Genomic DNA, 18,767 nt, shown 5'->3' on the forward strand with positions numbered 1-18,767 from the left:
TTTCTTTGGGAAATGGCTGCTTACTCATGTTTTCGGCGAGTCCCAAGGTCAGAAATCTTCATGCAGGCAAGCTTGCGGCAGACTTACGACTTTTTGACTCTGGGTATCATGTATGTGTTAATTATATAACAAAAATATAACAAGTACTAATTCGTATTATTTGCGGTATGATAAAAAAATTCTATCGGTTATTATAAATTTTGTTAAATAAAAAACGACTGAAATACGGATTCACATTGCATATCGGGCGGTGGAATGGTAAGATAAAACATATGTTTGAAAAAGGAGAGGGATAGCATGAAAGAAGAACTGACGATCCGGGTGGCAAAGCCGGAGGATGCAAAAGTGCTTCTGAAAATCTATGCGCCGTATGTGGAGAAAACAGCGATCACATTCGAATATGAAGTACCGCCGGAGGAAGATTTTGCCGGACGGATCCGTCATATTCTGACGAAATACCCATATCTGGTACTGGAAGAAAACGGGGAGCTTCTGGGGTATGCGTATGCAGGGACGTTCAATGAGCGATCTGCTTGCGACTGGGCGGTAGAGACGACGATCTATATCCGGGAAGATCAAAAAAAGAGAGGGCTTGGAAAGAAGATGTATGCGGCACTGGAGCAGGTGTTGAAAAAGCAAAATATTACAAATCTGAATGCCTGCATCAGTGTGCCGGAAGTGCCGGATGAACATCTTGACCGCAACAGCATGGATTTTCATCATCATCTGGGATACCGGCTGGTGGGAGAATTTTATCAGTGCGGGTATAAGTTTGATACCTGGTATCACATGGTGTGGATGGAGAAAATAATCGGCGAACATCAGAAAAAACAGCCGGCGATGATCCCGTTTCCGGAACTTTTAAAGAAAAATCCGACACCATGGGAAGTATAAAATCAGAGAGAACAAAAAACTGTAACTATTCTGCAGACAGTACCTGTGAGGATACTGAACAGGTATGAAAAATTTACGATGCCGGTGACAGTTCGTCAAGATACTGTCCGGGCAAAAAGCGGATGAAGCACAAAAAGGAAAATATGATGTAAGGAGAATTATATTATATGGAAGGAAATTTGACGAAGGGTCCTATTCTGAAGACGCTGACCAAACTGGCGATACCGATCATGGCGTCTTCGTTTCTGGGGACTTTATATAACATTACCGATATGGCGTGGATCGGACTGCTCGGTTCAAAGGCAGTGGCGGGTATCGGCGTGGGAGGCATGTTTATCTGGCTGTCGCAGGGATTTGCGTCCATGGCAAGGATGGGCGGACAGGTACAGGTGGCACAGTGCGTCGGAAGAGGAGATAAGAAAAAGGCTCATGGGTATGCACAGGCTGCGGTTCAGCTGGCAGCTATTATGGGAATTCTGTATGCGATCGTTGCGCTGATTTTTACAAAGCAGATGATCAGATTTTTCAAACTGGAAGATCCGGAGGCGTATGCGTCGGCGTTTATTTATACGAAGATCGCCTGCGGGCTGATCGTCTTTTCGTTCTTATCGGTGACTCTGACGGGTATCTATACGGCACAGGGAGATTCGAAAACGCCGTTTTATGCGAATCTGATCGGATTAGCGACAAATATGATTCTGGATCCGCTCCTGATTCTCGGGCCGGGACCACTGCCGAAACTGGGCGCGGCAGGCGGAGCAATCGCCACGGTAACGGCACAGTTTATCGTTATGAGTATCATGATTCTGGGAATTGTGAAACAGAAAAAAGAAAATGTATTAAAGGGCATCTCGGTATTTGAAAAAATCCCGGCAGAATATCTGCGAGGGATCTGTAAGATCGGAATTCCCACGGCACTGCAGGGAATGGCATACTGTGTGATCTCGATGGTGATCACCCGTATGGTATCCGCTTTTGGTGCGGAAGCAATCGCCACACAGCGAGTGGGCGGACAGATCGAATCGATCTCGTGGAATACGGCGGACGGATTTGCCACCGCGTTAAATGCATTTATCGCACAGAACTATGGTGCGGGAGAGATGGGACGTGTAAAGAAGGGCTATCGGGCGTCGCAGTGGACGGTTGGCATCTGGGGACTGTTCATCACGGTGCTGTTTGTATGTGTGCCGCGTCCGATCGCCAATATTTTCTTCCATGAGCCGAAAGCAATTGCCACAGCGATTGATTATCTGATTATTGTAGGATTCAGCGAAGCCTTTTTATGTATCGAGACGACGACGGTGGGAGCACTCTCCGGACTGGGAAAGACACATCTTTGCAGTGTGATCAGCATCATCTTTACCAGTGCCCGGATCCCGCTGGCGATTATTCTCGGAGGAACTTCCCTGGGACTGAACGGTATCTGGTGGGCACTGTCATCGACTTCCATTGTGAAAGGCGTGTTATTTGTGATTGTGTTCCAGTGGGTAACCCGCACAAAAAAACAGGTGACTGCCTGACAAAAAACAAGTACAGAATGTCAGAACGGAATCGGCAGAGACTTGGGGTCTTTGGTATTCCGGTAGGCGGAAGGGGTACAGCCTTTGCAACGCCTGAACTGACGGATAAAATAACTCATATTTTCGAAACCGGCGTTTAATGCAATCTCAGTGATGGGAAGCCGGGTGGAGAGCAGCTGGGAGGCCGCCTGGTTGACCCGGTATTCATTCAGGTAGGAAAACGGTGTTTTTCCTACCTTTTCTTTAAAGAAACGGCAGAAATAATTCCGGTTCATATGAATTGTGCCGGCAAGGTCTTCCAGAGATATTTTTTCTCCGTAGTGAGATTCAATATAAGAAAATACAGCTTTTAACGGATTCCCATCGCCGGAAGGCTCTCCTGTCTGGGTACCGGGGATAAAGGACTGGCTGGCAAACAGCAGTTCCAGAATCTGTAACAGTGTGATTTTGATCGAGAGAGCAGCAGTCAGCGAGGTATCGCAGTTTCGGTACTCGTCGGCTGCCTTTTTGATCAGTGAACCAATCGGATCAGTGAGCTCCGAAGGGAGATCCTCGCCATCGGGAAACAGATATTTTCCGGTGCAAAGAGGTACCAGATAAGAGGTCTGGCAGGAATCTGCCTGGAGAAAATTCAGCATATCCAGCCGGAAAACCAGAGCATAATGATGGGAAAACGGACTGTTTCCAAACAGTCCGTGCAGTGTGCCGGGATTAATAAAATAGATATGCCCTTCCTGAAGCAGCCGGGTACGGTTCTGGGTACGCAGCACCAGACTTCCTTTTGTGACATATAAAAATTCCACTTCCTCATGCCAGTGATATGGCACAAAGTATTGCCCGTAAGGATCTTCCTGAGAGAATGCCTGAAACGGAAGACCGAGAGGACCATGAGAGTGACTTTCGTGATAAGATAAGCTATTCATGTAAATACAGTCCTTTAATTAAAATATATTTGAGTATTATCTGAAAATGTTATGTTTATAATCTAAAGATATCACAGGACTTTCAAAAAAGAAAGAGTCACCGCATGGATCACAGTAACGATTATTCTGCTTTGTGTATTTCTTATGAAAAAAGAGAAAAACATACAGAAAGATATTACAAAGGTGTCAAAAACAGGACAACAGAAAGTGAATATAGTATAAAAAAATAGCAATATATTACAAGAAATGGGAAATGAAATATAGTATATTGAATATATATGAAAACGAGTCTGAAAATACAGAAAATTTTCGGAAGAAAGAAAAGAGGACAAACATATGAGCAAAGCATGGTGGAAAAGTAGTGTTATTTATCAGATTTATCCAAGAAGTTTCGCCGACAGCAACGGAGACGGTATCGGCGATCTGAATGGTATTACCGAACATCTGGATTATCTGAAAGAACTGGGCGTGGATGTGATCTGGCTGTCACCGATCTACAAATCCCCGAATGATGACAATGGATATGATATCTCCGATTATCAGGATATCATGACCGATTTCGGAACAATGGAAGACTTTGACCGGATGATCGCTGAGATGCACAAACGAGGCATCAAACTGGTGATGGATCTGGTAGTAAACCACAGCTCCGATGAACACAGATGGTTCCTGGAAAGCAAAAAATCAAAAGACAATCCGTATCGTGATTACTATATCTGGAAAGATCCGAAAGACGGCAAAGAGCCTAATAACTGGGGAGCATGCTTCGGAGGTTCTGTCTGGGAATTTGACGAAGAGACAGGAATGTATTATCTGCACTGCTTCTCCAAAAAACAGCCGGATCTGAACTGGGAGAACCCGGTAGTACGTGACGAAGTATTTAACATGATGACCTGGTGGTGTGAAAAAGGTGTAGATGGTTTCCGTATGGACGTTATCAGCATGATCTCCAAAGATCCTGCATATCCGGACGGAGAAATCCGTGATGGACTGCACGGCGATATGTCACCATATGTATGCAACGGACCTCATGTACACGAATATCTGCAGGAAATGAACCAGCGTGTACTTTCCAAATTTGATCTGATCACCGTCGGTGAAACACCAGGTGTTACCACAGAGGAAGCAAAGAAATATGCAAATCTGGATGGAAGCGAACTGAACATGGTATTCCAGTTCGAACACATGGGAACAACAGACGGAAAATACGGCAAATGGACCACTAAGAAACCGGAAATGAAAAAAGTCCGCGCGGTCATGAACAAATGGCAGAATGACCTGGAAGGAAAAGCATGGAACAGTCTGTACTGGGATAACCATGATCAGCCGCGTGCGGTATCCAGATTCGGTGATGACAGCCCGATGTACCGCGAGGTATCCGCAAAGATGATCGCAACCTGTCTGCATATGCTGAAAGGTTCTCCGTATATCTATCAGGGTGAAGAAATCGGTATGACCAATGCATATTTCAAATCCATCGATGATTACAAAGATATCGAAGCCATCAACGCATACAAAGAGTATACCGAGAGCGGTCTGATGACAGAAGAAGAGATGCTGAACTGTCTGAAGATGGTCAGCCGTGACAATGCGAGAACTCCGATGCAGTGGGATGACAGCGCAAATGCCGGATTTACCACAGGAACACCGTGGATCAGCGTAAACAAAAACTATATGCAGATCAATGCAAAAGCAGCACTCGAAGACAAGGACAGTGTATTCTACTACTATCAGAAACTGATCCAGCTGCGTCATCAGTATGAAGTAATCGTAGAAGGTGTATTCCACGGACTGCTGGAAGACAACGATGATATCTATGCATATGAGAGAACACTGGGCGATGAGAAACTGGTGGTAGCTTGTAACTTCACAAACAAAGAAGTACCTTGTGATCTGTTCGAAGGAAAAGAAGGCGAAGAGCTGATCACAAACTACAAAAACCATGTAGCAGGTGCTCTGCAGCCATATGAAACAAGAGTAATTCTCTACAAATAAATACAAAAAGCAGGAAAATATACCGCTGATTCGGAAGGGATATGTATAAAAATTTCGAAAAAGCGAAAAACCAGGAATGGGGTGTCGAGCGAAACTGTCGTTCGACACCTCGTTTTTGACAAAATAAGCACTCCCGGTTCCATATAATAATACTTGTTTTCCAGTAAGTATTCCAGGTGGGACAGGGGGTGCTTTTTGTCTTATACGATCTATCCGGACGTACTGTTTGTTACGAATCTGGTGATGGATTTTCTCTTACTGAGACTGGTAAAAAAACTGTGCAGAGGAAAGGCGGGAGTATTTGCTTCTCTTGGAGGGGCGGCTTTCGGAGCGTTTGGGTACTGTCTGCTGATCCTCTTACCTGTCAGCTTTCCGGTGAATACGATACTGGCATATGTGGCAATCAACACGATCATGGTAAGGTTCGGATGCGGACTGCGGACGATAAAAGGACTCTGCGGAGGAGTCGCGGGGCTGTACATAGCAGGATTTCTCATGGGAGGCATGATGGAAGTCCTGAAGCGCTTCCTTGGACTGGACAGAATGTCGGAAGTGCTGCTCGCGGGAACCGTCTGTTACCTTGCGTATGCTGCTGTATTTTCCCTGTATACGCGGTGGAGAAAAAAGGGAAAGATCCACTGTCGGGTGAAATTGCAGATGGAAGAGCACAGGACAGAGGTGGATGCATTTTTTGATACGGGCAACGGCCTGTATGATTCGGTACTGCAAAGACCGGTGAGCATCATCCGAAAAGAAACGCTCGAAAAGCTCTGCGACGCAGATACGATGGAAAAATTACGAGAATTTCAGATGGGAAAGGCAGAAAGCGGACAGGATGTGTCCTTTCAGAGACTGCATCCGCATTTTCTGGTCTTTTCCAGCCTTGGCTGTTCATCCGGGTTACTGGTCGCTGTCACATTGGATGCCATGTACCTGGAGAATGAGGAAGTACAGAAAGTGATCCGCCATCCGGTGGTCGCTTTTTCAGGAGAGGACAGTTCTTATTTCGGGGACTGTCAGATGATTTTACATCCAAATCTGATAGACAGTTAGGAGGAAATTCTATGATGCAGGCAGCATTACCCAGTCATTTTCGTATGCGTATGTTACCGGGTTTTTCCCGTGTGATGTGGAGAAAGCCGGGAGAAATCTATTATATCGGCGGAGCAGATGTCCTGCCAAATCCGTTATCTCCCCAGCAGGAATCCGCAGTGATAGAGAGTCTGACAAAAGAAGACAGCCAGCAGGCGAGGGCAAGTCTGATTGAACACAATCTGCGCCTTGTCGTCTATATCGCACAGAAGTTTGATAACACCGGTGTGGGAATGGAAGATCTGATCTCGATCGGAACCATCGGACTGATCAAGGCAATCAATACCTTCAATCCGGAAAAGAAGATTAAACTTGCGACGTATGCATCCCGCTGTATCGAAAACGAAATTCTGATGTATCTGAGACGAAACAGCCGGACCCGCATGGAAGTATCGATCGACGAACCGCTGAATGTGGACTGGGATGGCAATGAACTGCTGCTTTCCGATATCCTGGGAACGGAGGAAGATGTGATCTACCGGGATCTGGAACATGAGGTGGAGTGTAAACTTCTGGTGAAAGCCATCAATAAGTTAAATGCCAGAGAAAAGATGATCATCTGCCTACGTTTTGGTCTGAATCAGCCAGATGGAAGAGAGAAGACGCAAAAAGAAGTGGCAGATCTTCTCGGAATCTCCCAGTCGTATATCTCGAGACTGGAAAAACGGATCATGGTGCGGCTGAAAAAAGAGATTGTCCGCTATGAATAAAACGTGAAATTTTTGCGGATTGCTTGAAAGAGATATCAGAAAACAGTATAATGGAGAAAATATGTAACTGTGAAGATACTGAACAGTTACGAAAAACAAAAGTGAAAGTGAGGAGTTACGACATGCATTGTGTGAAAAAAGTAACGGATGACTTATACTGGATCGGCGGAAGCGACCGCAGACTGGCATTATTTGAAAATGTATACCCGATTCCAAGAGGAGTTTCCTATAACTCATATGTTCTGCTGGATGAAAAAACGGTTCTGTTAGACACCGTAGACGCATCTATCAGCGGACTGTTTTTTGAAAACCTGGAATATGTTCTGGACGGAAGAACACTGGATTATCTGATCGTCAACCATATGGAGCCGGATCACTGTGCGATCATCGGAGATGTGGTAAGAAGATATCCGGATGTGAAACTGGTATGCAACGCAAAGACGGTTCCGATGTTAAAACAGTTCTTTGATTTTCCGGTGGAAGACCGTACCGTGATCGTAAAAGAAATGGATACCTTATGTACCGGAAAACATACCTTTGCCTTTGTGATGGCACCGATGGTACACTGGCCGGAAGCAATGGTTTCTTATGATACCGTAGACAAGATCCTGTTTTCCGCGGATGGTTTCGGAACCTTCGGAGCGATCAACGGAAATCTGTTCGCAGACGAAGTGAACTTCGAGAGAGACTGGCTGGATGACGCCAGAAGATATTTTATCAATATCGTCGGAAAATACGGTGTACAGGTGCAGAACCTTCTGAAAAAGGCAGCAACACTGGAAATCAAAATGATCTGCCCGCTCCACGGACCGATCTGGAGAGAAAATCTTGGATGGTTTATTGAAAAATACGACACCTGGAGCAGCTACAAACCGGAAGATCAGGCAGTGATGATCGCCTATGCATCCATCTATGGCAATACGGAAAATGCAGCAGAGATCCTGGCATCCAAACTGGCAGACAAAGGGGTAAAGAACATCGCGATGTACGATGTATCTGTGACCGATCCTTCCGTGATCGTATCCGAATCTTTCCGTTGCAGCCATCTCGTATTTGCAGCACCGAGTTATAACGGCGGTATCTTTACCAAAATGGAAACGGTCTTGTCGGAACTGAAAGCACACAGCCTGCAGAACCGTACCGTAGCCATCATGGAAAACGGAACCTGGGCACCGGTTGCCGGAAAACAGATGCGCGAAATCTTTGCCGGTATGAAAAATATCGAACTTCTGGAGGAAGGTGTTACGATCCGTTCCGCGGTAAAAGAAGCACAGGAAGCATCCCTGGAAGCGCTGGCTGAGAAGATCACTTCTTCGTTAACATAAAACATATAGTTAAAAAGTCAAAATAGTACACTTTTTTGTAATTTTAATAGAGGAATTCCCCCGACTTCTATAGTACAATCAGTACAGTAAAACCATAGAAATTGGGGGACTTTTTATGGAAAAGACACAAACAAAGCAAAACGGATTTACCGTTCCCTGTTTGCTCTGATCCTGCCGATCGCGGTACAGAACCTGATCAGTACAGCGGTTAGCTCTGCGGATGTCGTTATGGTAGGCTATGTGGGACAGGATGCTTTATCAGCGGTGTCTCTTGCCAACCAGGTGATGTTCGTTCTGCAGCTGGTGTATGCCGGAATCTCTTCGGGATCGACAATGCTGGCAGCGCAGTACTGGGGAAAGAAAGATCCGGCTATCATTTGCAAGTTCGGTGCTTGGAGGCGTTGTTATTTTATTGTTCAAGCCGCTGATGATGCGTATGGTGGATCTGACACCTACCGCAACAGGTTATCTGACGGTCATGATCTTTATTAACGCGTACTATAGTATCGGTCAGGCGATGAATACAACCGTAATTTGTGGTGTATTTCGTTCCGGTGGGGACTCGCGTTTTGGATTTATTTGTGATACAATAGACATGTGGGTATTTTCGGTACCACTTGGCTTTATCAGCGCTTTCGTGTTGAAGCTGCCGCCAATGTGGGTATATTTCCTGCTTTGTCTGGACGAGTTCGTCAAGATGCCGTTTGTATACAAACATTACAAGAGTTACAAATGGCTGCAGAATATCACGAGAGATGATGTATAAAAATTATACATGTACAGAAACGCTGGATCAGATTGTTGGGTGACGGTCTGATCAGGCGGTTTGTAATAAAAAATGAACAATATAAGTAAAAGGAGGTTTTTTACAAAATGGGAATGGAAGGATACAAACTGGAATCACATCCGGTGAGCAAAAAAGAAGCGATCATTCAGGGCGACTGCTATCGAATCACGATGCTGACATCTGCACTGGTACGTCTGGAATACAACAGCGAAGGTGTATTCGAGGACCGTGCAACACAGTCCGTACTGAACCGTGATTTCCCGGTACCGGAATTCAAGGTCGTTGAGGATGAAGAGGAGCTGGTTATTTATACAGATTCTCTGGAGATTCATTACAACAGAAAACCATTTGCAGCAAACGGTCTGTCTATCAAAGTCATAGGTGGCGGTGGCGGCTGGGGAAGAAACTGGAATTACGGAGACGAACCGAGTGATCTTCTTGGAACAGCCCGTACACTAGACGGATGCGACGGTGCTATGAAACTGAGTGATGATGCTTATTTGAAGGGTGACACACCGATGAACGAAAAATACAGCGGTAAAGTCAAAATGGAGCATGGTATCATCTCAAGAAAAGGCTTTGCTGTTGTGGATGACAGTCATTCGATGGCACTGACAGAAGACGGATGGGTAAGTCCGAGACAGGGAGATGGCGAGGATCTGTATTTCTTCGGATATGGACATCGTTATCTGGAAAGTCTGAAAGATTTCTATTATCTGTGTGGAAAACAGCCGCTGCTGCCAAGATATGCATTTGGTAACTGGTGGAGCCGTTATCATCGTTATACAGAGGAGGAATATAAAGAACTGGTAGAACGTTTTGAAGACGAAAAACTGCCGTTCTCTGTAGCTGTTGTTGATATGGACTGGCATATCGTTGACGATGTAGATCCAAAGTACGGAAGTGGCTGGACAGGATATACCTGGAACAAAAACTTCTTCCCGGATCCAAAAGGATTTATGTCCTGGCTGCATGAGCACAATATGAAGATTACACTGAATGTGCATCCGGCTGACGGAATCCGTGCATATGAGGAACTGTATCCGCGCGTGGCAGAAAAGATGGGAATCGATCCTGAAAGTGAGATTGCAGTACAGTTTGATCCTGCAGATCCACATTTCATGGAAGTGTACCTGAAAGATCTGCATCATCCGCTGGAAGAAGAAGGCGTGGATTTCTGGTGGCTTGACTGGCAGCAGGGAACTGTTACCAAAGTGCCGGGACTGGATCCGCTGTGGATGCTGAACCATTATCATTATTTGGACAGCAGCTGGAAGGGTAATCGTCCGCTGACTTTCTCCAGATATGCAGGTGTGGGAAGTCACAGATATCCGGTAGGATTCTCAGGTGACAGTGTAATCTCATGGGAAAGCTTACAGTTCCAGCCATATTTTACCAATACAGCAAGCAACGTTGGATATGGATGGTGGAGCCATGATATCGGTGGCCATATGATGGGTATCCGTGACGATGAACTGATGGCAAGATGGGTAGAATACGGAGTATTCTCTCCGATTAACCGTCTGCACAGCACCGACAATCCGTTCAACGGAAAAGAACCATGGAAATTTGACAAGATCACACAGGGTGTTATGGAAGATTACCTGCGTCTGCGTCATGGAATGGTTCCATATCTGTACACCATGAACCACAGAGCAAATTACGATGATCTGCCACTGATCCAGCCGATGTATTATCTGGAGCCGGATTGTGACGAGGCTTATCAGGTACCGAACGAATATTACTTTGGTTCTGAACTGCTGGTGTCCCCGATCACAGAGAAACAGGATCCGGAAGTTCGTGCAGCGAAAGTAACAACCTGGCTGCCGGAAGGCATGTGGGTTGATTTCTTCACGGGTATGGTATACCAGGGTGGCCGTATGATCGATCTGTGGAGAGGTGTAGAAGATATGCCTGTTCTGATGAAAGCAGGAGCTATCGTTCCGATGAAAGATATGGCTGATTATGACAGCAGCACCGATAACCCGAAAGCTATGGAAGTTCGTGTATTCCCGGCAGAAGACGGAACCTTCACTCTGTGGGAAGACCAGGGAGATACACCTGTAGATAAAGAAGAAAACTGGGTAGCTACACAGCTGACATTTACCGGCGGAGAAGAAGATACTTTCACCATCGGCAAAGCACTGGGCAATGTATCTGTGATTCCGGAAAGCAGAAGCTGGAAGGTAGTATTCATGGGCGTAGAAAAAGCATGCTGCAAAGTGACCGCAGACGGTGAAGAAGTAGCTGTAAAAGTTTCCTATGACAAAGCAATTGCAGCACTGACCGTAGAAGTACCGGAAACAGCAGTAGGAAAAGAAATCGTGATCACATTTGCAGACGGTATATCTCTTGCAGAAAACGATCTGGCCGGACGCTGCTATGCAATGCTTGATAAAGCTCAGATTCCTTACAATCTGAAGTCTGCTATTCAGGCAGTTGTGGAAAAGATGGGCAAAGACGGCATCGGAACACTGGCAACCATGAACCTGAGCCCGGCACTGATGGGTGCAGTTCTGGAACTGCTGACAGCATAAGAGTGTGTGACAGATAAATTACATAGGTAAATACAAAGCCCCTGTCCGGACAATACGATCAAGATTGTCCGGACAGGGGCTTTGTTATCTTTCAGGAAATTGCAGATCCTGGGATTCTGTATCGTGAGAATGATGCATCTGAAAAAGTGTGTGGATCATCCCTGGACGATCCGGATCAGATTTTTGTCGAGCATTAGCGTCCGGTTCCACGGATTGATGATCACGCCGTCTATTTCTTCTACTGAAAGAGCAGAAGTAAACAGTTTTTCAATATCGGTGAGGAAAGTGGACATTACGCTGCCACCGCCTTTGATTTCTTCATCAAAACTGGTAAAGGCTGCCCACCATTTTTTACCGTCATCGGTCTGGATCGCCTGAAGGCGCATCTGGTTGTCGCCAACCGGTGGTTCGACTGCAACGATCAGCTGTCCGTGAGCAAGCATCCGTCTGCGGAGTACGGTGAGCGCGTGGGCAAGCATTTCCTGGGACGGCTGCTGCTGCAATGCCAGAATTGCCTGTTCGATCTGTTCGTTATCCTGTAAACCTTCGTCTGTATGTGAAGTTTTGTTATCTGTCATAGTGGATTTCCTCATCTTTCTGAAACATAATAAAAACAGTATAGCACAAAAAGTTACGGTTCGAAAAGACGGAAATAAGAAGAACTGTCAAGGAGTAAAACTTTTTTTATTTTTGTCGGAAATGAATAGACAGTTTGCCAGCTGAGAATCATTTTAGTTGTAAAAACAAATACAATTAGGAGGATTCTTATTATGGCATTGAACAAGGTAGAGATCTGCGGCGTGAATACATCCAGGCTTCCGGTACTGACCAATGAGGAAAAAGAATTGCTCTTTGAAAAGATAAAAAAAGGGGACAAAGAGGCAAGGGAACTGTACATCAAAGGAAATCTCAGACTGGTGTTAAGCGTGATCAAGAGATTTTCCGGAAGCAATGAAAATGCGGATGATCTGTTTCAGATCGGCTGCATCGGGCTGATGAAGGCGATTGATAACTTTGATACGACTTTGCAGGTGAAATTTTCCACGTATGCGGTACCTATGATTATTGGGGAAATCCGGAGATACCTGCGGGACAACAGTACGATCCGGGTCAGCCGGTCACTGCGGGACACGGCTTACAAAGCGATCTATGCCCGGGAAAATTATCTGAAAAACAATCTCCGAGAACCGACGATTATGGAGATTGCATCGGAAATCGGGATGGAAAAAGAGGAGATCGTTTATGCCCTGGATGCGATCCAGAGTCCGATGAGCCTGTACGAACCGGTGTATACCGAGGGTGGAGATACCCTGTATGTGATGGATCAGGTGAGTGATAAGAAAAACAAAGAAGAAAACTGGGTGGAAAATCTGGCATTGCAGGATGCGATGAACCGGTTAAATGACAGAGAACGTCATATTGTGAAACTGCGGTTTTATGAGGGCAAGACGCAGATGGAAGTAGCACAGGAGATCGGCATTTCCCAGGCACAGGTCAGCCGTCTGGAGAAAAACGCCCTGCGGGTGATGAGAAATTATCTCCGGTAGGGGATAGTGGCTTTTCTTTTTTGTGGGAGTTTGGTAAACTTAAGGAAAGCTGTTTTTGGAGGTTGATTACAATGGGAAGGGCAGCAGGAGTGAACTGGAAGAAAAGTTTGAAAAGCTGTCGTTCTGTTGGTAAAAATGGAAAAAGAATTGATACAGAAATTTTATAAATATAATCTGGAGAAGAAACAAAGTGAAAAGGTCGAGTCGCATCTGTTATTTTCGACTCTTACGAAAGATAGACATTGTTTTTCTTTTGTAGGGGCAGGCGGGAAAAGTTCGCTGATCGAAATTATGGCAGCCTGGGGAACCAAGCAGGGGAAAAAGGTACTGGTAACGACAACCACGCATATTTTCCAACCGGAGCCGGAAAAACTGGCACGGACACCGGAAGATCTGGAACGTATCTGGGGCGCGGGAGATTGGGCGGTGATCGGAGAGGTGGAAGTGAAGCAGCCACAGAAACTAAAAATGCCGGATCCCGACTGGATGAGACAGGCGATGGCACTTGCGGATCTCGTCCTGATCGAAGCAGACGGATCAAAACGACTGCCCTGTAAAGTACCCGCCACGCACGAACCGGTCATTTTGCCGGAGACAGAGGTTGTGATTGCAGTTCTGGGACTTTCGGCGTTGGAGCAACCGTTAAAGGAATGTTGTTTTCGGCTGGAAGAGGCGGAAAAGCTGTTGGAGGCGGATGAGGATCATCTGCTGAGCTGTGAGGATATGGCGAAGATTCTGGCATCTGAGGAAGGGCTTCGGAAAGATGTCGGAGGGAGAAAATATGTGGCTGTGTTGAATCAGTGCGACGATGATACGCGGAGAGAGGGAGGAGAACGGATCGGAGAAATGTTGCGTGGATGGGGCGTGGAGAATGTGGTTTTGACAAAATTACGTAACTGTCGAGCGGGGGGAGCAACTGTAAAGTTTTAAGGCGGCAGTATAGTATAGATTTGAAAATTACAATTGATTCAAATTATGCTGAAAATGAAAGCATGTTACTTGTTACTTAGCAGGTATTACGGATTCTTTATTATGAGAAAGACTGTTTGAGATAGTAGAAAATTCAGAAATTAATTATTAAAATTAAAGATATAATAGAAGCCCTGAAAAGCAGATGTTAGGAACTTCACTTCATACAGAAGACGTCTGATTATTAGAATTGGCAGGGGTAAACAAAGGAGAAAATCATGAGTGGATTTACACATTTTGATGAAAAAGGAAATGCCGTGATGGTGGATGTGCATGAAAAGGCAGACACTTACCGGGTAGCGGTGGCGCAGGGGACGATTACGGTCAACGAGGAGGTTTTTCAGGCAATCACAAATCACACGGCAAAAAAGGGAGATGTTCTCGGTATCGCGAGAATTGCCGGAATCATGGGGGCGAAAAAGAACGCGGAGTTGATTCCGTTGTGCCATATTATTGCACTGACAGACTGTGAGATTGAATTTGTATTCGATGAGAAAACCCGTCAGATCACGGCAACCTGCCGGACATCCTGTGTGGGAAAAACCGGTGTGGAGATGGAAGCTATGACGGGAGTCAGCGTGGCTCTTCTGACGATCTACGATATGTGTAAGGCGATGGATCGCGGCATGGTGATTTCCGAGATTCATCTGGTGGAAAAGATGGGCGGAAAGAGCGGACATTACAGAAACGAAAATGAATAACATATAAGAAAAAATGAAAAAGATTACGTTACGTCAGAAAAAAATAAATGAACAGAACACATGAAGAAAAAGGGGAAGGGAATAGTAACAGGTGAACAGAATGGAAAAACGAAAATATAAAGTGGGAATTGTTACGCTGAGCGATAAAGGCTCCCGTGGAGAACGGGAAGATCTAAGTGGTCCGAAGATTCAGGAATTACTTCCGGACGATCAGTATGAAGTAGTTTCTTATCGGATTCTTCCGGACGAGCAGGCAGCTATTGAAAAAGAACTTTGCAGACTGGCAGATGAGGAACATTGTGCATTGGTTCTGACAACCGGTGGTACCGGATTTTCCATGCGCGATGTGACACCGGAAGCCACGCTTGCAGTAGCAGACAGGGTGGCGCCGGGGATTGCAGAGGCGATTCGGGCATACAGTCTGACGATCACACCGAGAGCAATGTTAAGCCGCGCAGCCAGCGCAATCCGCAAACAGACCCTGATCGTCAACCTTCCGGGAAGCCCGAAGGCTGTAGCGGAGAGTCTTACCTACATACTGAGTTCACTGGGACACGGGCTGGATATTCTTCTGGGAGAAGATGGGGAATGTGCACGGAAGTGAAAATAAAGATGCAATTTTCCTTATTTTGTGGAGAACTTGTACTTGTTAAAGACAAGTTTTGGAGTCAGAGTAAATTTTAACAGACTTTGGTTTGAACGATAAATGTAGAAAAATTGAAAAATAATTGGATGATCGGAGAGAATATGAGCGAAAAAGAAATTGTATTCTGCAAAAGCGGCGGTTGTACCGCGAAACTGGGAGCCGGAGTGCTGGAACACATCCTGGAGCGGCTTCCGAAGGGGAAAAAAGATGAAAATTTGCTGGTTGGTTACGACAGCAAGGATGACGCGGCGGTATATCGCCTAAATGAGCACCAGGCGGTGGTACAGACATTGGATTTTTTCCCACCGATGGTAGAGGATCCGTACATATTTGGGAAAATAGCGGCAACGAATGCCCTGAGTGATATCTATGCCATGGGAGGAGAAGTAAAGACAGCACTGAATATTGTTTGCTTTCCGGAATCCATGGACCTGAATATTCTCGGGAAAATCTTACAGGGCGGCGCTGAAAAAGTACAGGAAGCGGGTGGAAGCCTTGCAGGCGGTCATTCGATCGCTGACAGCGATGTCAAATACGGTCTGTCCGTGACCGGCGTGGTAGATCCGGAAAAAATATGGGAAAACAACGGCGCAAAACCGGGCGATTGCCTGATTCTGACGAAACGACTGGGTGTAGGCATTCTATGTGCCGCAAATCGTGTCAGCCAGGCACCGGAAGGAGCGATGGAGCAGGTGATTGATTCCATGACAACACTGAACCGCAAAGCGTCTGAGATCGGACGAAAATATCCGGTACACGCCTGCACCGATGTTACCGGATTTGGATTCCTTGGGCATCTGCACGAAATGATGGACGGCAGACATTCCTGCAAAATCTACGCAGACCGGCTCCCGGTATTTGCCGGAGCGGAAGCATGTGCAGAAGAATTCCTCCTGACCGCAGCAGGACAGAAAAACAGGAATCATCTGGAACAGTATGTGTGGTTTGAGAATGTGTCGTTCGGGATGGAAGAAGTATTGTACGATCCGCAAACTTCAGGCGGACTGCTGTTTGCAGTGCCGGGAGAGGTAGCGGAAGAACTGCGCGGAAAACTGCGGGAGGCCGGACTTCCGGCAGAGATTGTCGGGAAAGTGATGGAGAGACAGGAAGTGGAGATTCTGGTTGAAGGGCGCAAATAAAGAGCAAATGACAGGAAAAAGACAAAACCACACGATTCTCATGTTACTACGAACAGCATATTGGCAGCATTCAACTTGCCGGTCGTGGAGTTCATAGCATTGGGAGATCATTGACAAGGATACCCGTCCGTTATAAATTAATAGATAGCTAATAGTATCTATCATCAATATGAAAAAATACACAGGAGGAACCGAAAATGAAAAAAACAGTAAATGCACTCGGAGATATCTGCCCGATCCCGTTAGTGAAAGCAAAGGAAGCCATCAAAGAACTGCAGGGTGCCGGAACGGTGGAGGTGTTGGTCGACAATGAGATCGCTGTGCAGAACCTGACCAAGATGGCAAACCAGAAAGGCTATGGCTGTGTTTCGCAGAAACTGAAAGAACAGGAATATCAGGTGACGCTGACGGTTGGAGAGGCAGAAGCAACGGAAGAGGCACCAGTGGAAGAAGAAAATTATGTAGCATGTGCATCGGCGAAGAAGAATCGGCTGGTGGTGATTTCTTCGAAAACGATGGGTGAGGGAAATGACGAACTGGGTGCTACGTTGTTGAAGGGATTTATTTATGCGCTGACACAGCAGGACGAGCTGCCGGATCAGATGCTCTTTTATAATGGGGGAGCATTCCTGACCTGTGAGGGCTCTCAGTCGCTGGAAGATCTGAAAATGCTGGAAGAGCAGGGTGTGGAGATTCGCACCTGTGGTACCTGTCTGAATTTTTATGGGTTATCCGGAAAATTACAGGTAGGTGAAGTCACCAATATGTATGATATTGCAGAGCGGATGACAAAAGCCGACCGGATCATCAAGCCATGATTTATCTGGATAACGCGGCAACATCGCTGCAAAAGCCGAAAGAGGTGGAAGAAGCTGTGGTTCGTGCCTTTCATACCATGGGGAATCCGGGACGGGGCGCACATGAGGCCACATTGCAGGCGGGACGGTGTGTTTATCAGGTAAGAGAGCAGCTGGCAGAGCTTTTTCATGCAGAAAAAGGAGAGCAGATCGCATTTACCTCGAACGCTACAGAGGCACTGAACACTGCGATTTTTGGGCTGTTCCACAAGGGGGATCATGTGATCACTACAGTCTGCGAACATAATTCGGTTCTTCGACCTCTTTACCGTTTGCAGGAGGAGGGTGTGGAAGTCAGTATTCTTTCAGCAGATGAAAATGGTGTGTTGGAGTATGAAAAACTTTCGGAGCTTGTCAAGGAGAATACAAAAGGTATCGTAATTACACATGCTTCCAATCTGACCGGAAATATTACCGACCTGGAAAGAATCCGGGAAGTAACAGAGAGCAGAGATTTGCTTTTGGTGGTAGACGGGTCGCAGACGGCGGGAATTTTACCGGTGGATGTACAGAAACAGGGAATAGATATCTTTTGCTTTACCGGGCATAAGGGGCTTTTAGGTCCCCAGGGAACCGGTGGACTTTACGTGCGTCCGGGAGTGGAGATTTGCCCGTTGAAGGTTGGAGGAAGCGGTATCCACAGCTTTGACCGGGAACATCCGAAGGCGATGCCGGAGCATCTGGAAGCTGGAACTTTGAATGTCCATGGAATCGCCGGACTTGGTGGTGCGTTGGATTATCTGAAGAAAAAGGGAACAGAGGAGATTTTGCAGCGAGAGCGACAGCTGTTAAGACGACTGGAAGAACAGATTTGGGAGATTCCTGGGATTCGATTTTATGGAACTCCGGACGGAAACCGGCGCGTGGGGATTCTTTCTTTTAATATGGGAGAGGAAGATTCGGCGTATGTTGCGGACTGGCTGTATGAAGAACATGGAATAGCGGTTCGGGCAGGAGCACATTGCGCGCCGCTGATGCACCAGACTCTGGGAACAACAGAACAGGGGGCGGTGCGAATCTCTGTGTCGCATAGGAATACGGAAGATGAGATGGATCGGACGGCAGGGGCTTTGTGGGAGCTGACTAAATTGCTGTAAAGGTTACATCTATGCGAAAAGAGGATAA

18 protein-coding genes are annotated in these 18,767 nt (G+C 46.2%); 16 read left to right on the forward strand and 2 right to left on the reverse strand.

Features of this window, described 5'->3' with window-relative positions; genetic code table 11:
- The first annotated feature begins 297 nt into the window (after positions 1-297).
- On the forward strand, positions 298-894 hold the full coding sequence (locus ETP43_RS05460; protein ID WP_129257315.1) for a GNAT family N-acetyltransferase: 597 nt from the start codon (positions 298-300) through the stop codon (positions 892-894).
- Between the two features lie 167 nt (positions 895-1,061).
- Entirely contained in the window at positions 1,062-2,414 is a 1,353-nt protein-coding gene (locus tag ETP43_RS05465) for an MATE family efflux transporter (RefSeq protein WP_129257316.1), read from the forward strand.
- Positions 2,415-2,434: 20 nt separating this feature from the next.
- On the opposite strand, the gene ETP43_RS05470 is transcribed toward ETP43_RS05465, so the two are convergent.
- Entirely contained in the window at positions 2,435-3,337 is a 903-nt protein-coding gene (locus tag ETP43_RS05470; protein ID WP_129257317.1) for an AraC family transcriptional regulator, read from the reverse strand.
- A 336-nt stretch (positions 3,338-3,673) separates the two neighbouring features.
- Between ETP43_RS05470 and ETP43_RS05475 the strand changes: the two genes are divergently transcribed.
- The 7 genes from ETP43_RS05475 to ETP43_RS05500 all read left to right on the forward strand — a co-directional run bounded on the left by ETP43_RS05475 (position 3,674) and on the right by ETP43_RS05500 (position 11,783).
- Positions 3,674-5,332 carry a glycoside hydrolase family 13 protein gene (locus tag ETP43_RS05475; protein ID WP_022400164.1) on the forward strand — a complete coding sequence of 553 codons (1,659 nt, stop codon included), beginning with the start codon at positions 3,674-3,676 and terminating at the stop codon, positions 5,330-5,332.
- 195 nt (positions 5,333-5,527) lie between these two features.
- On the forward strand, positions 5,528-6,385 hold the full coding sequence (locus tag ETP43_RS05480) for a sigma-E processing peptidase SpoIIGA (RefSeq protein ID WP_129257318.1): 858 nt from the start codon (positions 5,528-5,530) through the stop codon (positions 6,383-6,385).
- A gap of 44 nt (positions 6,386-6,429) precedes the next feature.
- A complete protein-coding gene (gene sigE, locus ETP43_RS05485) occupies positions 6,430-7,134 on the forward strand; it encodes an RNA polymerase sporulation sigma factor SigE (protein WP_408608700.1) in 705 nt (234 codons plus the stop codon).
- A gap of 122 nt (positions 7,135-7,256) precedes the next feature.
- The gene (locus ETP43_RS05490; RefSeq protein WP_129257320.1) at positions 7,257-8,459 is read left to right on the forward strand and encodes an FprA family A-type flavoprotein; all 1,203 of its coding nucleotides are present in this window, start codon (positions 7,257-7,259) and stop codon (positions 8,457-8,459) included.
- Positions 8,460-8,687: 228 nt separating this feature from the next.
- Positions 8,688-8,951 carry an MATE family efflux transporter gene (locus ETP43_RS17530; protein WP_243114197.1) on the forward strand — a complete coding sequence of 88 codons (264 nt, stop codon included), beginning with the start codon at positions 8,688-8,690 and terminating at the stop codon, positions 8,949-8,951.
- Positions 8,887-9,225 (forward strand): MATE family efflux transporter, encoded by a 339-nt coding sequence (locus tag ETP43_RS17535; protein ID WP_243114198.1) that lies wholly within the window; start codon positions 8,887-8,889, stop codon positions 9,223-9,225. The genes ETP43_RS17530 and ETP43_RS17535 overlap by 65 nt, the downstream gene beginning before the upstream one ends.
- 107 nt (positions 9,226-9,332) lie before the next feature.
- Positions 9,333-11,783, forward strand: coding sequence for a glycoside hydrolase family 31 protein (locus ETP43_RS05500; protein ID WP_129257321.1), 2,451 nt, complete (start codon positions 9,333-9,335; stop codon positions 11,781-11,783).
- Between the two features lie 155 nt (positions 11,784-11,938).
- Here the strand turns inward: ETP43_RS05500 and ETP43_RS05505 are convergent, their stop codons facing one another.
- Positions 11,939-12,361 carry an SseB family protein gene (locus tag ETP43_RS05505; RefSeq protein WP_129257322.1) on the reverse strand — a complete coding sequence of 141 codons (423 nt, stop codon included), beginning with the start codon at positions 12,359-12,361 and terminating at the stop codon, positions 11,939-11,941.
- Positions 12,362-12,553: 192 nt separating this feature from the next.
- Between ETP43_RS05505 and sigG the strand changes: the two genes are divergently transcribed.
- The 7 genes from sigG (at position 12,554) to ETP43_RS05540 (ending at position 18,739) form a co-directional block, all read left to right on the forward strand.
- On the forward strand, positions 12,554-13,330 hold the full coding sequence (gene sigG / locus ETP43_RS05510) for an RNA polymerase sporulation sigma factor SigG (RefSeq protein WP_129257323.1): 777 nt from the start codon (positions 12,554-12,556) through the stop codon (positions 13,328-13,330).
- A gap of 135 nt (positions 13,331-13,465) precedes the next feature.
- Complete coding sequence (yqeC, locus tag ETP43_RS05515; protein ID WP_129257324.1) at positions 13,466-14,260, forward strand: selenium cofactor biosynthesis protein YqeC; 795 nt, start codon at positions 13,466-13,468, stop codon at positions 14,258-14,260.
- Positions 14,261-14,517: 257 nt separating this feature from the next.
- Positions 14,518-15,000, forward strand: coding sequence for a cyclic pyranopterin monophosphate synthase MoaC (gene moaC, locus ETP43_RS05520; RefSeq protein WP_129257325.1), 483 nt, complete (start codon positions 14,518-14,520; stop codon positions 14,998-15,000).
- Between the two features lie 100 nt (positions 15,001-15,100).
- On the forward strand, positions 15,101-15,604 hold the full coding sequence (gene mog, locus ETP43_RS05525) for a molybdopterin adenylyltransferase (protein ID WP_129257326.1): 504 nt from the start codon (positions 15,101-15,103) through the stop codon (positions 15,602-15,604).
- 143 nt (positions 15,605-15,747) lie between these two features.
- Entirely contained in the window at positions 15,748-16,785 is a 1,038-nt protein-coding gene (gene selD / locus ETP43_RS05530) for a selenide, water dikinase SelD (RefSeq protein ID WP_129257327.1), read from the forward strand.
- A 197-nt stretch (positions 16,786-16,982) separates the two neighbouring features.
- Positions 16,983-17,603 (forward strand): sulfurtransferase-like selenium metabolism protein YedF, encoded by a 621-nt coding sequence (gene yedF / locus ETP43_RS05535; RefSeq protein ID WP_129257328.1) that lies wholly within the window; start codon positions 16,983-16,985, stop codon positions 17,601-17,603.
- Positions 17,600-18,739, forward strand: coding sequence for an aminotransferase class V-fold PLP-dependent enzyme (locus tag ETP43_RS05540; RefSeq protein ID WP_129257329.1), 1,140 nt, complete (start codon positions 17,600-17,602; stop codon positions 18,737-18,739). Before yedF ends, ETP43_RS05540 begins: the two co-directional genes overlap by 4 nt.
- The last annotated feature ends 28 nt before the right edge of the window (positions 18,740-18,767 follow it).

Source organism: Blautia faecicola, assembly GCF_004123145.1.
GTDB lineage: Bacteria > Bacillota > Clostridia > Lachnospirales > Lachnospiraceae > Oliverpabstia > Oliverpabstia faecicola.

Bases quoted from the DNA above. Each gene is read 5' to 3' on its own strand.
- ETP43_RS17535 (WP_243114198.1), top strand. From the start codon at position 8,887: ATGATGCGTATGGTGGATCTGACACCTACCGCAACAGGTTATCTGACG.
- ETP43_RS05500 (WP_129257321.1), top strand. From the start codon at position 9,333: ATGGGAATGGAAGGATACAAACTGGAATCACATCCGGTGAGCAAAAAA.
- ETP43_RS05475 (WP_022400164.1), top strand. From the start codon at position 3,674: ATGAGCAAAGCATGGTGGAAAAGTAGTGTTATTTATCAGATTTATCCA.
- ETP43_RS05465 (WP_129257316.1), top strand. From the start codon at position 1,062: ATGGAAGGAAATTTGACGAAGGGTCCTATTCTGAAGACGCTGACCAAA.
- ETP43_RS05540 (WP_129257329.1), top strand. From the start codon at position 17,600: ATGATTTATCTGGATAACGCGGCAACATCGCTGCAAAAGCCGAAAGAG.
- ETP43_RS17530 (WP_243114197.1), top strand. From the start codon at position 8,688: ATGGTAGGCTATGTGGGACAGGATGCTTTATCAGCGGTGTCTCTTGCC.
- yedF (WP_129257328.1), top strand. From the start codon at position 16,983: ATGAAAAAAACAGTAAATGCACTCGGAGATATCTGCCCGATCCCGTTA.
- moaC (WP_129257325.1), top strand. From the start codon at position 14,518: ATGAGTGGATTTACACATTTTGATGAAAAAGGAAATGCCGTGATGGTG.
- ETP43_RS05470 (WP_129257317.1), bottom strand. From the start codon at position 3,337: ATGAATAGCTTATCTTATCACGAAAGTCACTCTCATGGTCCTCTCGGT.
- ETP43_RS05490 (WP_129257320.1), top strand. From the start codon at position 7,257: ATGCATTGTGTGAAAAAAGTAACGGATGACTTATACTGGATCGGCGGA.
- sigG (WP_129257323.1), top strand. From the start codon at position 12,554: ATGGCATTGAACAAGGTAGAGATCTGCGGCGTGAATACATCCAGGCTT.
- yqeC (WP_129257324.1), top strand. From the start codon at position 13,466: ATGGAAAAAGAATTGATACAGAAATTTTATAAATATAATCTGGAGAAG.
- mog (WP_129257326.1), top strand. From the start codon at position 15,101: ATGGAAAAACGAAAATATAAAGTGGGAATTGTTACGCTGAGCGATAAA.
- ETP43_RS05460 (WP_129257315.1), top strand. From the start codon at position 298: ATGAAAGAAGAACTGACGATCCGGGTGGCAAAGCCGGAGGATGCAAAA.
- selD (WP_129257327.1), top strand. From the start codon at position 15,748: ATGAGCGAAAAAGAAATTGTATTCTGCAAAAGCGGCGGTTGTACCGCG.
- sigE (WP_408608700.1), top strand. From the start codon at position 6,430: ATGCGTATGTTACCGGGTTTTTCCCGTGTGATGTGGAGAAAGCCGGGA.
- ETP43_RS05505 (WP_129257322.1), bottom strand. From the start codon at position 12,361: ATGACAGATAACAAAACTTCACATACAGACGAAGGTTTACAGGATAAC.